General features: G+C 58.2%; 15 protein-coding genes. 9 read left to right on the top strand and 6 right to left on the bottom strand.

Going from position 1 to position 14,931, the window contains the following annotated elements:
* The first annotated feature begins 69 nt into the window (after positions 1-69).
* Positions 70-645 (top strand): aminodeoxychorismate synthase component II, encoded by a 576-nt coding sequence (locus ACTJJ1_RS20660; protein WP_006328493.1) that lies wholly within the window; start codon positions 70-72, stop codon positions 643-645.
* 131 nt (positions 646-776) lie between these two features.
* On the top strand, positions 777-1,994 hold the full coding sequence (gene argD / locus ACTJJ1_RS20655) for a bifunctional acetylornithine/succinyldiaminopimelate transaminase (protein ID WP_004951256.1): 1,218 nt from the start codon (positions 777-779) through the stop codon (positions 1,992-1,994).
* A gap of 38 nt (positions 1,995-2,032) precedes the next feature.
* On the opposite strand, the gene ACTJJ1_RS20650 is transcribed toward argD, so the two are convergent.
* Entirely contained in the window at positions 2,033-4,108 is a 2,076-nt protein-coding gene (locus ACTJJ1_RS20650; RefSeq protein WP_041417215.1) for a YccS/YhfK family putative transporter, read from the bottom strand.
* A gap of 54 nt (positions 4,109-4,162) precedes the next feature.
* Entirely contained in the window at positions 4,163-4,795 is a 633-nt protein-coding gene (gene crp, locus ACTJJ1_RS20645) for a cAMP-activated global transcriptional regulator CRP (RefSeq protein ID WP_004090925.1), read from the bottom strand.
* A gap of 379 nt (positions 4,796-5,174) precedes the next feature.
* Here crp and ACTJJ1_RS20640 point away from each other — a divergent pair, with 379 nt between their 5' ends.
* A complete protein-coding gene (locus ACTJJ1_RS20640; protein ID WP_004951254.1) occupies positions 5,175-5,582 on the top strand; it encodes an OsmC family protein in 408 nt (135 codons plus the stop codon).
* Positions 5,583-5,627: 45 nt separating this feature from the next.
* On the opposite strand, the gene ACTJJ1_RS20635 is transcribed toward ACTJJ1_RS20640, so the two are convergent.
* The 3 genes from ACTJJ1_RS20635 to ACTJJ1_RS20625 all read right to left on the bottom strand — a co-directional run bounded on the left by ACTJJ1_RS20635 (position 5,628) and on the right by ACTJJ1_RS20625 (position 7,860).
* On the bottom strand, positions 5,628-6,497 hold the full coding sequence (locus ACTJJ1_RS20635) for a phosphoribulokinase (RefSeq protein WP_004951251.1): 870 nt from the start codon (positions 6,495-6,497) through the stop codon (positions 5,628-5,630).
* Positions 6,498-6,649: 152 nt separating this feature from the next.
* Complete coding sequence (locus ACTJJ1_RS20630; protein WP_006328487.1) at positions 6,650-6,883, bottom strand: YheU family protein; 234 nt, start codon at positions 6,881-6,883, stop codon at positions 6,650-6,652.
* Positions 6,880-7,860: a hydrolase gene (locus ACTJJ1_RS20625; RefSeq protein WP_202290986.1), complete on the bottom strand. Its 981-nt coding sequence runs from the start codon at positions 7,858-7,860 to the stop codon at positions 6,880-6,882. Before ACTJJ1_RS20625 ends, ACTJJ1_RS20630 begins: the two co-directional genes overlap by 4 nt.
* Positions 7,861-7,978: 118 nt before the next feature.
* Here ACTJJ1_RS20625 and ACTJJ1_RS20620 point away from each other — a divergent pair, with 118 nt between their 5' ends.
* From ACTJJ1_RS20620 to tauD, 6 genes are all read left to right on the top strand, one after another.
* Positions 7,979-8,581, top strand: coding sequence for a LysE family translocator (locus ACTJJ1_RS20620; RefSeq protein WP_006328485.1), 603 nt, complete (start codon positions 7,979-7,981; stop codon positions 8,579-8,581).
* A gap of 10 nt (positions 8,582-8,591) precedes the next feature.
* Positions 8,592-9,374, top strand: a complete 783-nt coding sequence (locus ACTJJ1_RS20615; protein WP_004951243.1) for a PhzF family phenazine biosynthesis protein — start codon at positions 8,592-8,594, stop codon at positions 9,372-9,374.
* 115 nt (positions 9,375-9,489) lie between these two features.
* Positions 9,490-10,485: a taurine ABC transporter substrate-binding protein gene (gene tauA / locus ACTJJ1_RS20610; RefSeq protein ID WP_004951241.1), complete on the top strand. Its 996-nt coding sequence runs from the start codon at positions 9,490-9,492 to the stop codon at positions 10,483-10,485.
* Between the two features lie 9 nt (positions 10,486-10,494).
* Positions 10,495-11,262 (top strand): taurine ABC transporter ATP-binding subunit, encoded by a 768-nt coding sequence (tauB, locus tag ACTJJ1_RS20605; RefSeq protein WP_440835090.1) that lies wholly within the window; start codon positions 10,495-10,497, stop codon positions 11,260-11,262.
* Positions 11,259-12,095, top strand: a complete 837-nt coding sequence (gene tauC / locus ACTJJ1_RS20600) for a taurine ABC transporter permease TauC (protein WP_004951236.1) — start codon at positions 11,259-11,261, stop codon at positions 12,093-12,095. Before tauB ends, tauC begins: the two co-directional genes overlap by 4 nt.
* Complete coding sequence (gene tauD, locus ACTJJ1_RS20595) at positions 12,092-12,940, top strand: taurine dioxygenase (protein WP_004951234.1); 849 nt, start codon at positions 12,092-12,094, stop codon at positions 12,938-12,940. Before tauC ends, tauD begins: the two co-directional genes overlap by 4 nt.
* A 26-nt stretch (positions 12,941-12,966) precedes the next feature.
* On the opposite strand, the gene ACTJJ1_RS20590 is transcribed toward tauD, so the two are convergent.
* Positions 12,967-14,880 carry an ABC transporter ATP-binding protein gene (locus ACTJJ1_RS20590; protein ID WP_440835087.1) on the bottom strand — a complete coding sequence of 638 codons (1,914 nt, stop codon included), beginning with the start codon at positions 14,878-14,880 and terminating at the stop codon, positions 12,967-12,969.
* Between the last annotated feature and the right edge of the window lie 51 nt (positions 14,881-14,931).

Below are 14,931 nucleotides of genomic sequence, written 5' to 3'. Positions count from 1 at the left end.
TTGTATACTGCGCCCGTGTAAATCGGGGCGAGATATTTGCCCCCTACGATGATGTCCGTTGGAAACACTATGCTGCTGTTGATCGATAACTACGACTCTTTTACCTATAACCTTTACCAGTACTTCTGCGAATTAGGCGCCGAGGTGCTGGTAAAGCGCAACGACGAGCTGCAACTGGCCGATATCGAACGGCTGGCGCCGCAGCATTTGGTGATCTCCCCTGGCCCCTGTACCCCGAACGAAGCCGGCATCTCGCTGGCCGCGATCCGTCATTTTGCCGGTAAATTGCCGATCCTCGGCGTTTGCCTGGGGCATCAGGCGCTGGGCCAGGCGTTTGGTGCAAAGGTGGTGCGCGCCCGTGAGGTGATGCACGGTAAAACCTCAGCGATCCGTCATCTCGACAGCGGCGTATTTCGCGGGCTGAACAACCCGTTGACCGTTACCCGCTACCACTCGTTGGTGCTGGAAGCCGCCACGCTGCCGGCCTGCTTTGAAGTCACCGCCTGGAGCGAGCGCGACGGCGTTCGTGATGAAATCATGGGTATCCGCCACCGTCAGTTGGCGCTGGAAGGGGTGCAGTTCCATCCGGAGAGCATCCTCAGCGAGCAGGGTCACCAACTGCTGGATAATTTCCTTAAAAGTTAATCAGTTAGTTTTTTTTTGCCGACGAAGACGATTTGCGTTTGCCCTTTATTGGTTTTTTATGCATATTTTGTGATTATATTTTCACTTGATGGCAGTGAAAATACCGAATCACTTTTAGGGCGGACCCCATAATGACCGAAAAATACCCAGTAAGCCGCAGCACTTTTGATCAGGTTATCTTGCCTGTTTATGCACCTGCCCAGTTTGTCCCGGTGAAGGGCAAAGGCAGCCGCGTATGGGACCAGCAGGGGAAAGAGTACATCGATTTCTCCGGCGGCATTGCGGTCACGGCGTTAGGGCACTGCCATCCAGCCTTGGTTGAAGCGCTGAAGCAGCAGGGTGAAACCTTGTGGCATACCAGCAACGTCTTCACCAACGAACCGGCGCTGCGGCTGGCCGGCAAACTGATTGATGCCACCTTCGCCGATCGGGTGTTTTTCGCCAACTCAGGCGCGGAAGCCAATGAAGCGGCCTTCAAGCTGGCGCGTCACTACGCCATTAGCCGCCACAGTCCGTATAAAACCAAAATCATCGCGTTTTATAACGCCTTTCACGGCCGTACGCTGTTCACCGTTTCGGTGGGCGGGCAGGCCAAATATTCTGATGGTTTTGGCCCAAAACCGGCGGATATCGTGCACGTGCCGTTCAACGATCTGGCAGCGGTAAAAGCGGTGATGGACGATCACACCTGTGCGGTGGTGATGGAGCCTATCCAGGGCGAAGGTGGGATCACCCCGGTGGACGCCGAATTCCTCAAAGGCGTGCGTGAATTGTGCGATAAGCACCAAGCACTGCTGGTGTTCGATGAAGTGCAAAGCGGTATGGGCCGCAGCGGCAAGCTGTTCGCCTATATGCATTATGGCGTGACGCCGGATATTCTCACCACCGCCAAAGCGCTGGGCGGCGGTTTCCCGGTCAGCGCCATGTTGACCACCGAAGAGATTGCCTCGGTGATGCAGGTGGGTACGCATGGCACCACTTACGGCGGTAATCCGCTGGCCTGTGCGGTGGCGGAAGCGGCGCTGGACGTGATCAATACCCCGGAAGTGCTGAATGGCATCGAACAACGTCATCATCTGTACGTGCAGGCTTTGCGGAATATCGGCGAGAAATACGGTATTTTCAGCGACATTCGCGGTATGGGCCTGCTGATTGGCGCAGAACTGACTCCACAGTATCAGGGTAAGGCGCGCGATTTCCTCACCGCCGCCGCCGCGCGTGGGCTGATGATCCTCAACGCCGGCCCTAATGTGATCCGCTTTGCGCCTTCTCTGGTTGTGGAGCTGAAAGACATCGACGATGGCATGGCGTTGTTTGAGCTGGCGGTGCAGGACGTGATTAACGCTTAATCTTATCTCGGGATGACAAGGGGCGCCGCAGGGCGCCCTTATTGATCGCGCAGTTTACGTTTCAGCCAGATGCCGTGATGCGGGCGCTGGCGCCAGGCCAGCGACGAAATGGTGTGCATGACGCTCAGGTGGGACAGAATGCGGCGCAGGTGGCGCTCCATTTCGGTAACCGGCATTTCCGGGTGCAAATCCGGTGGCTGCATGATGCTGTTGCCGCTGCTTGGCCCGTCATACTCCAGCCGCTGCTGGCAGCTTTGCAGCGCTATCTCGCAGGTTTGCAGATACTCCTGCGCCAGCTTGGGCGTCAGCATATAGTGTTCGCGCGCCAGAATGGTCATCGCATTCAGGTGTTCGACAATAAACTGACTGTGCGTTACCCACAGGCGCATATCCGCCAGATAGCTGGATTCAAACCCCGGCTCCTGCATTGCCTGATTCAATGAGGTGAACAGCGCGTTGTGCGCCTGGTTCACCTGCATGCGCGCATAGGCCAACGCGCTGGGATCGGGTTCCTGCTCTTCCAGCAGCAGGCGCAGTGCCTGTTGATCTTTCTCCAGCGCCTGATGGGCGTTCTTGCGCAGCAGGCCGCTTTGCCACTGTGGCCACAGCCATATGGTGCCGCCGAACACCAATACGCAGCCGATCAGGGTGTCTATAAGGCGAGGGATCAGGAAATGTGTGCCGTTCAGCGCCAACAGTTGCAGGGTATAGACCGCCGTCACCGTAAAGCCAATCACCGCCAGCCCGTAGTTTTTACGCGAAACCAGATAGGCCGCCAGCGTAATGACCAGCATCACGCTCAGGGTCGCGCCCTCGGGCATTTGCAACTGCAGCAACCCGGCGGCGATCACCAGCCCGGCCAACGTGCCGAGCGCACGGTGCTGGATGCGAACTCGGGTGGCATTGTAGCCGTTCTGGCTCACCAGCATGACGGTCAGCAGGATCCAATAAGGTTTTGGCAGATTGAAAACCATCCCCAGGCTGCTGCCTGCCGCCAACATCACTCCTAACCGTGCCGCATTGCGCAGGGCGTTGGATTTGAACGACAGGTAGCTGAACAGCGCCGGCCAGAACGGCAGGCGGCTTTGATTGGCCATCAGGTCGCGACGGTATAACGGATGCTGGGTGCGCAGCAGGCGAGCGATACGGCTGAAGTGGTAGTAACAGAACTGGCCCACCGGATTGTCGGGGTGCTGTGCGGCCACTTTTTCCAGTGCCGCCAGCTCGTTGACCATACTGAAGCGCTGAGAGTATTGATGATAGAGAATATCGTGCGCCACCGTGCGCAGCCGGCCGGCAATCACCTGCGCATTGCGGCGGATAATCGCCTCGGCCTGGCTCTGCTCCACCAGTTTTTGCACTTCTTCCGGCAGGTGCAGGCTGACGGTAATGTGTTCTTGTAAATCCAGCGCGACCTGAAAGGTTCGCTGCAGGCGTTTTTGCTCGAGATTATTGGCGTGCGGCAAAAAGTTGAGCTGTTGATACAGCAGGCTGATCAGGTCCATCACTTTTTGCTGGCGCACCAGCAGTGGCGGTAACGCGGTTTGCGGATCGGTATGTTGGGTTAACAGGGAATACTTGGCTTCGAAGTAGTCCGCCAGTTCCAGATAAAGCTGGCTCAACGATTCGCGCATCGGCTGTTCTTTCCACAGCTTGAACCAGAACCAGGTGAACAGGCCGTACCAGGCGGTACCCACCACATACAGTAAGGGGGCGTACCACAGCGGCACCGTGCCGGCCATGCTGAGAGAAAAGATGGCGGCGATCAACGCGGCGGGGAGCAGGCGGGCATGTAACGGGCTGATCTCGCCGCTGACGCCGAGCAGCAGAGCCAGGCCGAGCATCAACGCCGGCAGCGGCAATTGCCACAGCAACGCCTGCTGCAGCAACAGGCTGCTGAGTGCAAACAGTGAGCCGCCGACGATCAGGCGTTTGAAAAAACGTTTGTGGGGCGTGTCCAGCCCGGCGATGTTACAGCAGGCGGGAACCAGGGAGAACAGCAGGCCGAGTTGCAGGTGGCCGATCAGCAGGCCAAAGAGTACCGGCAGACACAGCACCAGCGTTTGCCGCAGTGCGTAATTGACTTCCGGGTGGTAAATCAGTCGACGCCACATGATCGGTCGGAGCATAAAAAAACGGCGCGAATCATCGCGCCGTTTTTTCAGTGATTAACGTGTGCCGTAAACGACAATGGTTTTGCCGTGGGCGGAGATCAGGTTTTGATCCTCCAGCATTTTCAGAATGCGGCCGACGGTTTCACGTGAACAACCGACGATCTGACCAATTTCCTGGCGGGTGATTTTGATCTGCATGCCGTCTGGGTGGGTCATGGCATCGGGCTGTTTCGCCAGGTTCAGCAGCGTTTGCGCGATACGACCGGTAACGTCCAGGAAGGCGAGGTTACCCACTTTCTCTGAGGTCACTTGCAGGCGGCTTGCCATCTGCGCTGACAGGCGCATCAGGATGTCCGGGTTGACCTGAATCAGTTGGCGGAATTTCTTGTAAGAAATCTCAGCCACTTCACAGGCGGTTTTCGCCCTGACCCAGGCGCTACGCTCCTGGCCTTCTTCAAACAATCCAAGCTCGCCGATGAAATCCCCCTGGTTAAGGTAGGACAGGATCATCTCTTTACCCTCTTCATCTTTAATCAGCACCGCGACGGAGCCTTTTACGATGTAGTAAAGCGTTTCGGCTTTTTCACCTTGGTGAATCAGCGTACTTTTGGATGGATATTTGTGGATATGGCAATGAGACAGGAACCATTCGAGTGTAGGGTCTGTTTGCGGTTTGCCGAGAACCATTCGCTGTTATCCTCTGTTGTTATCGCTGCCTTGTGTCACAGGGGTCAGAGTTCCCTGTAAAACGTGCTGTCGCCGTTGTTTTAAGGGTGGCTGGCAGCAGGTTTTGAGGCGTGTCATAAATATACGCTGTCGCTCTAGCATATTAACTTGCCGGGAGAGCTGCAAGCTACATTCTATTAACATACCGGTAAAGGAGCCTTTCTCTGGGAGTTTCCCTGAAATCAGTGTCCCGGAAAGATTTATTGCGGCTCTGTTTGTAGCACAGAGTGAGGCAGGTGTCTCGTGTTGTCTTGCTCGCACATGACTAGCATCAGGTTCCGTTGCCAGTTTCTATGCGAAAGCGTACTCTGATTTTAAGGAATTAATCGGAGTGACCAATATGCAGGCAAGAGTTAAGTGGGTGGAAGGGTTGACGTTTCTGGGGGAATCCGCGTCTGGCCATCAGGTGTTGATGGACGGCAACGCCGGCGATAAAGCCCCCAGCCCGATGGAAATGGTGCTGATGTCGGTGGGGGGATGCAGCGCTATCGACGTGGTGTCGATCCTGAAAAAAGGGCGTAATGACGTGCGTGATTGCGAGGTGAAATTGACCTCCGAACGGCGTGAAGAAGTGCCGCGCGTCTTTACCCATATCAACCTGCATTTTATCGTGACCGGCAAAGATCTGACCGACAATATCGTTGAACGTGCGGTGAACCTCTCCGCCGAGAAATACTGCTCGGTGTCGTTGATGCTGAACAAGGCTGCCAGCGTGACTCACAGCTTTGAAATCCGCGACGTAGCGTAACGCGTAAGAATAAAGGGGCGCGGCCAATTGCCGCGCTCCGAGCCATTACCCGATTTTTTTGCCTTCCAGCAGTTGCTGCACCAGCGGCGCCATGATCAGCTCCATCGCCAGCCCCATTTTGCCGCCCGGCACCACCAGCGTATTGATGTGCGAGATAAAAGAGCCTTGCAGCATCGCCAGCAGATAAGGGAAATCGATCTGATCCAGCCCGCGGAAGTGAATCACCACGAAGCTTTCATCCAGTGAAGGGATGGCTTTGGCGGCGAACGGGTTGGAGGTATCCACCGTCGGCACGCGCTGGAAGTTGATGTGGGTGCGCGAGAACTGCGGCGTGATGTAGTTGATATAGTCCTCCATCGAACGCACCACCGAATCCATCACCGCTTCACGTGAATGCCCGCGCTCGCCGGTATCGCGGATCAGTTTTTGGATCCACTCCAGGTTAACGATCGGTACCACGCCGACCAGCAGATCGACATGTTTGGCCACGTCGGTATGTTCGGTAACCACGCCGCCATGCAACCCTTCATAGAACAGCACGTCGGTCGGCGCCGGCAGCGCTTCCCAAGGCGTAAAGGTGCCGGGGACCTGGTTATAGGGCACCGCTTCGTCGTAGGTATGAAGGTACTTGCGTGACCGTCCGGTGCCGTTCTTGCCGTACTCGATAAAGCTCTGTTGCAGCAGACCGAAGTCGTTGGCCTCAGGCCCGAAATAGCTGATATGACGACCCAGATCGCGCGCTTTGCGGATCGCCGCGTCCATTTCCGGCCGGGTATAGCGGTGGAAGCTGTCGCCTTCCAGCTCCGCCGCGCGGATGTTCAACTGCTGGAATATCTTGCGGAACGCCACGCTGGTGGTGGTGGTGCCGGCGCCGCTGGAGCCGGTCACTGCGATAACGGGATGTTTGGCGGACATGGTGGTTGTCACTCCGTGTTAAATGCGCCGGCGTCAGAGTAGGGTTATTGGTCTGTTTGACGCCCTTTTCGCCAAGGGCAAAATTCCGCGCGCGGGTTTGCAATGGTTCATTGTTACCTGATTTTTTCCGTCAGTCATAGAACCGGCAGCCACTAATTTTCTTCCTGCCCGGCACGGAACTGCCCGCGCGGCATGATGTTGACGGTTTCATGCAGTTCTGACCATACCAGCAGGACCTCGCCGTTTTTCAATTGGCGGCGAACGTCTTCCACTTTCTGCTCCAGCGAACGTTCGTGTTCGCCGTAGTCGGTGCCTTCGCGCAGCACAAAGGATTCGATCAGGCTGTTCAGGGTCTCGGTTTCCAGTTCTTTCCAGGGGATAATCACGGTGCGGGTTCCAGATAAGGGGAAAGCCAGGATGGAATGCGGTATTCCAGCCACATGTGGGGTTTGTTCAAACTGCCGCCGACAAAGCCGACGTGGCCGCCAAACTCGGTCAGCTGATATTCAATGTTGCGCGGCAGGCCGGCGATGTCGGGGATCACTTCGTCGGTCATGAAGGGATCGTCTTTGGCATGGATGATCAGCAGCGGCGTCTGAATTGCGGGTAACAGCGGCAGCGCGCTGCAACGGCGGTAGTAATCGGTGGCGTCGCTAAAGCCGTGGACGCGTGAGGTTATGACATCGTCAAAGTCGCGGATACGGCGCAGCGCCAGGAGTTGCGGCAGCTTGAGCGGCAGGGTGTCGGGGTAGTGCAGCAGCTTGCGGGTGGCGTTTTGTTTCAACTGCCCGAGCAGATAGTGCTGATAAACGCGCGAGAACCCTTGATCCATTCGCAACGAACAAGGCTCCAGCATCAGCGGTGCGGACACGATCACCGCCGCCTGCAACAGGCTGTCTGCCCCTTGCTGCGCCAGGTAGCAGGCCAGCATGTTGCCGCCGAGCGAGACGCCAACCGCCGCCGTCGGCACTTCGCCGTGAGTGGCGCGAAGCCACCGCAGAAAAAAGCGTGCATCCTCCGTTTCGCCGGAGTGATAGATGCGCTGTTTGCGGTTCGGTACGCCGCTGCAACCGCGAAAATGCATAACCACCCCGAGCCAGCCTTTTTCACGCCAGGCGTTGAGCAGGCCATGGGCATAGGGGCTGTAGAAGTTGCCTTCCAGCCCATGGAACAGCACCACGCGCGGCTTGCCGGCGGCCTGCGCCGGATCTTCGCTCCAGGCGAGATCGACAAAATCGCCGTCGGGCAATTCCAGCCGCTGCCAGTGCGGTTTCAACCGCACGCGGCGGCGCACCAGCCGTGGCAGCAGCGTTTGCAAATGTGGGTTACTGGCGCCTGTCAAAGGGCGAAAGGATTCATGCATAACCTGAGTAAAAATCTTATTGGCGGCTATTGTCTGATCAATAGCCCACTGTTAGCTTCAATACCATGAGTTAACAATAATACTGCAAAAAACGCCCCGGGTGAGGAGCACCCGCTTCATGGAACCGAGTTTATTTCTTTCGCTGTTAGGCTTCCTGTGGGTTGCTGCGATCACGCCTGGTCCCAACAATATGTTACTGACCACCTCTGGCGCCAATTTTGGCTTTATGCGCTCACTGCTGCTGATGATGGGCATTATGCTCGGCATGCAAAGCATTTTGCTGCTGGTGGCATTCGGCGTCGGTAGCCTGATTTTGGTTTACCCTGCGCTGCACCTGATCCTGAAAGTCCTCGGTAGCCTGTACCTGTTATGGTTGGCGTGGAAAGTCGCTACCGCCGCCTATGAAAAGCTGGAAACCGACGTGGCGCCGCCGCAGCCTATACGGTTGTATCAGGGCTGGCTGTTGCAGTTCCTCAACCCCAAGGCCTGGCTGATGGCATTGGGTGCGGTGGCGAGCTTCAGTCTGGCGGGCGATAAATATAACGCTTCTATTATGGCTATTTCGCTGGGTATTTTCGTGGTGAATGTCGTAGCCGGGGTGATTTGGCTGGGGTTTGGTACGGTGATTGGCCGCTTGCTGCGCAGCAAAAAGGCCTGGATCCTCTTTAACCTTTCCATGGGGCTGTTAACCGCGGCCTGTGTGTTACTTATCTGGCATTAAGGAATTGCGGATGACGGAAAATTACTTCCACGTAGTGGCGTTTACCGGCGAAGGCTTACGCGGCAATCCGGCGGGCGTATGCCTGCTGAAGCAACCCTTGTCGACTGCCGAGATGCAGGCCATTGCCAATGAGTTGTGCCTGCCGGAAACCAGCTTTGTCTGGGACGATGGCGACATGTCGGCTATTCGCTGGTTCACCCCGCAGCGTGAGGTGGATCTCTGCGGCCACGGCACGCTGGCGGCGGCGCATGTGATGTTCAGCGCGGTGAATCCGGCGCTGCAGGATATCCGGTTTCGCTCGGCCGGCGGTGAGCTGTACGTTAAGCGTGATGCCGCCGACGGTGAACGGTTGATCCTGGATTTCCCTTCACGATTACCGCAAAAGGTGGCAGAGCCGGCCGGGCTGGCAGCGCTGCTCGGCGTGAAACCGCAGGATGTGTGGCAGGCCACCGCGTTGTTGGTGCTGCTGGAAAATGAAGCCCAGGTGCGGGCGTTGCAGCCGGACATTCCGGCGTTAATCGCACTGGCCGGCCGCGCGGTCATCGTCAGTGCCCCGGGTGAAAAGGTAGATTTTGTCTCGCGTTATTTTACCCTCGACGGCGGCGAAGACCCGGTGACCGGCTCCGCGCACTGCACGCTGGCCCCTTATTGGGCTGCACGCCTGGGGCGCCATAAGCTGCATGCCCGGCAGATTTCCGCCCGCGGCGGTGAGCTGTTTTGCGAATGGAAAGGCGATCGCACGCTGCTCGGCGGCTATGCACGGACGTTTTTACGGGGTGAGTTATCGTTTTGAATGTCATGGCATATTCCTCAAGGTAATAACGAGGTTTTTTTTATTCTTTTATCGCTTGTCGCCGCTCGGATAAAACTGTCAGCAACTGAACAGACTTTTATCAACGGAGCGGATCATGGCGAGCAAACTCTTTTCATTACGCGGCGTAACGTTGCTGGTGTTATCGCTCGGCGCGGCCAGTGCGCAGGCGGTCGACGTTACCGTGGCGTATCAAACCTCGGCGGAACCGGCCAAAGTGGCGCAGGCGGAAAACAGCTTTGCCAAACAGTCCGGTGCCACCGTTGACTGGCGCAAATTCGACAGCGGCTCCAGCGTGTTGCGCGCACTGGCTTCCGGCGACGTGCAGATCGGCAATATCGGCTCCAGCCCTCTGGCGGTAGCCGCCAGCCAGAAACTCCCTATCGAAGTGTTCCTGATCGCCTCGCAGCTCGGCAGTTCCGAAGCGCTGGTGGTGAAAAAGGACATTAAGGGCCCGCAGGATCTGATCGGTAAACGCATTGCGGTGCCGTTTATCTCTACCACCCACTACAGCCTGCTGGCTTCTCTCAAGCATTGGGGCATCAAGCCTGAACAGGTCAAGATCCTCAATCTGCAGCCGCCGGCCATTGCCGCCGCCTGGCAGCGCGGTGACATCGACGGCGCCTACGTCTGGGCGCCGGTGGTCAACGAGCTGGCCAAACAGGGCAAGGTACTGACCGATTCCGCACAGGTTGGGGAGTGGGGGGCGCCGACGCTCGACGTCTGGGTGGTGCGCAAGGACTTCGCCGAAAAACACCCGGAGGTGGTGACCGCCTTTGCCGCCAGCGCGTTGAATGCCCAGAAAGCCTATCTGGCACAGCCGGAGCAGTGGCTGAAGGACAAAAGCAATCTCGGTACGCTGTCCCGTCTGAGTGGCGTGCCCGAGGATCAGGTGCCGGTGCTGGTGAAGGGCAACACCTATCTGCCGGTGGCTGAGCAGATTACCCAACTTGGTCAGCCGGTGGACAAGGCGATTCGCGATACCGCCGAGTTCCTCAAACAGCAGGGCAAAATCCCGCAGGTCGACAGCGATTACAGCGCCTATGTGACCGACCGCTTTGTGAAACAGGTGCAGGCTGCGCCGCAGTCGTAGGGGAGCCGCATGCTAAACGTTAACCATCTTTCAGCAGACTACCAGGGGCGCGCTGCGCTGCGCGACGTCTCGTTCCAGATTGCCGCCGGGCAACTGGTGGTGGTGCTCGGCCCGTCGGGCTGCGGCAAAACCACGCTGCTGAATTTGATCGCCGGGTTTATCGAGCCTTCAGCTGGCAGCATCACGCTGGATGGAACGTCCGTTAACGGCCCAGGAGCCGAGCGGGGCGTGGTGTTCCAGCATGAGGGTTTACTTCCGTGGCGCAACGTGGTGGATAACGTCGAGTTTGGCCTGCAGTTGGCGGGTATCGGCAAACAGCAGCGCCGCGAGGTGGCGCAGCAGATGTTGCAACGCGTGGGGTTGGCGGGTTACGAACAGCACTTTATCTGGCAACTTTCCGGCGGCATGCGCCAGCGGGTGGGCATTGCCCGCGCGCTGGCCGCGGATCCGCGCTTGCTGCTGCTGGACGAGCCGTTTGGTGCGCTGGATGCTTTCACCCGCGAGCAGATGCAGGAACTGCTGCTGACCATTTGGCGTGATACCGGCAAGCAGGTATTGCTGATCACCCACGATATTGAAGAGGCGGTTTTCCTCGCCAGCGAACTGTTGCTGCTGTCGCCGGGGCCGGGGCAGGTGGTGGAGCGTCTTTCGCTGAACTTCGGCCAGCGCTACGCCAACGGCGAGGCATGTCGGTCGATCAAATCCGATCCTGAATTTATCGCGCAGCGCGAATATGTGCTGGGCAAAGTGTTCCAACAGCGCGAGGCATTGCTATGAGCCTGCATTCCGCCCTCAAAGGCGTTGCCCAATCGCAGGTTGCGGCGCCGCGTCGTTTTCGCATACCGCGCAACCTCTTGTTGAGCGGTACAACCTTGCTGGTGGCATTGGCTGTCTGGTGGGGCGTGACCGCACTGAACCTGATCAGCCCGCTATTTCTACCGGCGCCGCAGCAGGTGTTGCACCAGTTGCTGGTCATCGCCAGCCCACAGGGCTTTATGGACGCTACGCTGTGGCAACACCTGGCGGCCAGCCTGGGACGCATTCTGGTGGCGCTGCTGGCGGCGGTGATTATCGGCGTTCCGGTGGGTATCGCCATGGGGCTAAACGACACGGTGCGCGGCATTCTCGACCCGCTGATTGAGATTTACCGCCCGGTGCCGCCGCTGGCCTATCTGCCGCTGATGGTGATTTGGTTCGGCATCGGCGAAACCTCGAAAATTCTGCTTATTTACCTGGCGATCTTCGCCCCGGTTGCGCTGTCTGCCGTCGCCGGCGTACGCAGCGTGGCACAGGTACGGGTGCGCGCCGCTCGTGCTTTAGGCGCCAACCGCTGGCAGGTGCTGCGTTTTGTGGTGTTGCCGAGCGCGCTGCCGGAGATTTTGACCGGCATCCGCATTGGGCTGGGCGTCGGTTGGTCGACGCTGGTGGCTGCCGAACTGATCGCCGCTACGCGTGGTCTGGGATTTATGGTGCAATCCGCCGGTGAGTTTCTGGCCACCGACGTGGTGTTGGCCGGGATCGGCGTGATTGCGATTATTGCATTTGGGCTGGAGCTGGGGCTGCGCGCCTTGCAGCGCCGATTGACCCCGTGGCATGGAGTACAGCAATGAACGAACGTCTGAAGATTACCCCGCTGGGGCCCTACATCGGCGCGTTGGTGGAAAACGTCGTACTGGCGCGGCCGTTGGGCGACGGCCAGTTTGAGCAGCTTTACCATGCATTGCTCAAGCACCAGGTGCTGTTCTTCCGCAATCAGCCGATCACACCGCTGCAGCAGCGTGATTTGGCCGGTCGCTTCGGCGATCTGCACATCCATCCGGTTTACCCGCACGCCACCGACGTGGAAGAGATCATCGTGCTGGATACTCATGACGATAACCCGCCGGACAACGACAACTGGCATACCGACGTCACCTTTATCGAAAACCCGCCGCAGGGGGCGATACTGGCGGCGAAGACGTTGCCGTCTTTCGGTGGCGATACCTTGTGGGCCAGCGGCATCGCGGCCTATGAAGCGTTGTCTGAACCCTTCCGGCAACTGCTGGCCGGGTTGAAAGCGGAGCATGACTTCACCAAGTCATTCCCGGAGCATAAGCATTTGTCGAGCGAAGAGGAGCACCAGCGCTGGCAGGTGGCGAAGCAGAAAAACCCGCCGCTGCTGCATCCGGTGGTGCGCACCCATCCGGTAAGCGGGCGGCAGGCGCTGTTCGTCAACGAAGGTTTCACTACGCGGATTGTGGATCTGGCGCCGAAGGAGAGCGAGGCATTGCTGAACTTCCTGTTCGCCCACATCACCAAGCCGGAATTCCAGGTGCGCTGGCGCTGGCAGGAGGATGACATCGCGATCTGGGATAACCGCGTGACGCAGCATTACGCCAACGCGGATTACCTGCCGCAGCGGCGCATCATGCACCGTGCGACCATTTTAGGGGATAAACCTTTTTACAAGGCGTGAAGCCGTGGGCGCAGCGCGCTGCGCTCCTACAATTCAAACTCGTTTGTCAGCCGTTCCAACTGCTCCTGCGCATCCAGCCAGGTCATTTCCGTCTCTTCCAGAGCGGATTTGGTCTGGCTTTGTTTTTGCAGGCACTCGGTCAGATCGGCCTTGCGGCTGATGTCATACAGCGCAGAGTCCGCCAGTTTCTCTTCTACCGCCGCCAGTTCGGTGCCCAGTTTTTCCATCTGCTGCTCCAGCTTGGCGATTTGCTTGCGCAGCGGCTGAGTCTGGGTGCGGAATTCGGCTTCGCGACGTTTCTGATCTTTACGCGCCTGTGCGCTGTTGCCGTTGTTTTCTTTCTCCGGCGCATCCTGCTGGTTTTCCTGCCGTTGCAGGTCGCTCAGCCATTGCTGGTAGTCGTCCAGATCGCCTTCGAAAACTTCGACCTGGCCATCGTGCACCAGATAGAGGTCGTCGGTGGTGGAGCGCAGCAGATGGCGGTCGTGCGAGACCACCACCAGTGCGCCTTCGAAATCGATCAGCGCTTCGGTCAACGCCTGGCGCATGTCCAGATCCAGGTGGTTGGTCGGTTCGTCGAGCAGCAGCAGGTTAGGCCGCTGCCAGACGATCAGCGCCAGCACCAGCCGCGCCTTTTCGCCGCCGGAGAAACGCTCGGTGGCCTCGGTGACCTTGTCGCCCTGGAAGCCGAAACCGCCCAGGTAGTCGCGCAGTTGCTGTTCCAGCACCCGGGGAGCGATGCGGCTCAGGTGTTGCAACGGCGATTCGTCGGCGCGCAAGAACTCCAACTGATGCTGGGCGAAGTAGCCCAGTTTGATGCCCTTCGCCAGGCCAATCTCACCGCTCAGCGGTTCCAGCGAGCCGGCCAGCATTTTGATCAAGGTAGATTTACCGGCGCCATTACGGCCCAGCAGGCCAATGCGCGAACCGGGCACCAGGTTGAGCTTGATCGATTTCAGGATCACTTTTTCGCCGTAGCCGGCGCTGACCTTCTCCATGCGCAGCAACGGGTTCGGCAAGCTTTCCGGCTGGCGGAAGCTGAAGCTGAACGGGTTATCGACGTGGGCCGGGGCGATAAGCTCCATGCGTTCGAGCATTTTAATGCGGCTCTGCGCCTGTTTGGCTTTGGTGGCCTGCGCACGGAAGCGATCGATATAGCTTTGCAGGTGCGCTACTTTCTCCTGCTGGTGCTGATACAGAGACTGTTGCTGCGCCAGTTTGGTCGAGCGTTGACGCTCGAACGAGGAGTAGTTGCCGGTATATTCGTTGATGGTCTCTTGTTCGATATGCAGGATTTTATCGACGATCGGATCCAGGAAGTCGCGGTCATGGGAAATCAGCACCAGCGTGCCCGGATAGCCCTTCAGCCAGCGTTCCAGCCAAATCACCGCGTCCAGATCCAGGTGGTTGGTCGGTTCGTCGAGCAGCAGCAGATCGGAACGGCAGACCAGCGCCTGCGCCAGGTTCAAACGCATGCGCCAGCCGCCCGAGAAAGCGCGCACCGGGCTTTGCAGCTGTTCGTTGGAGAAGCCGAGACCGTGCAGCAGGCTGGCGGCGCGGGAGCGGATGGTCCAGGCGTCGATGGCGTCCAGTTTGCCGTGCAGCGTGGCGATGGCGTGGCCGTCGTTTTTCTCGTTCGCCAATTGCAATTCGGCTTCAAGCTGGCGGAATTCGCGGTCGCCGTCGATAACATACTCAATGGCCGGCACGTCCAGCGCCGGCGTTTCCTGGTTGACCCAGGCCAGCGCCCAGTTAGTGGGGAAGGTGTGAGTACCACCGTCCGCGGCGATTTCGCCTTTCAGCAACGCCAGCAGCGTGGATTTGCCGCAGCCGTTTTTACCCACCAGGCCGACTTTCTGACCTGGATTAACCGTCGCCGTGGCGTTGTCCAACAGGACGCGGGTGCCGCGTCGGATTTGTAGCGAGGAGAATACAATCATAAAGCGCCGTATGTTCAGAGTATGTTAAATTGAGAGGATTCTAAGTTAACA

It is taken from the genome of Serratia sp. 22264 (assembly GCF_052045345.1).
Lineage (GTDB): Bacteria > Pseudomonadota > Gammaproteobacteria > Enterobacterales > Enterobacteriaceae > Serratia > Serratia plymuthica.
This window is presented reverse-complemented; position numbering and strand designations above follow the sequence as displayed.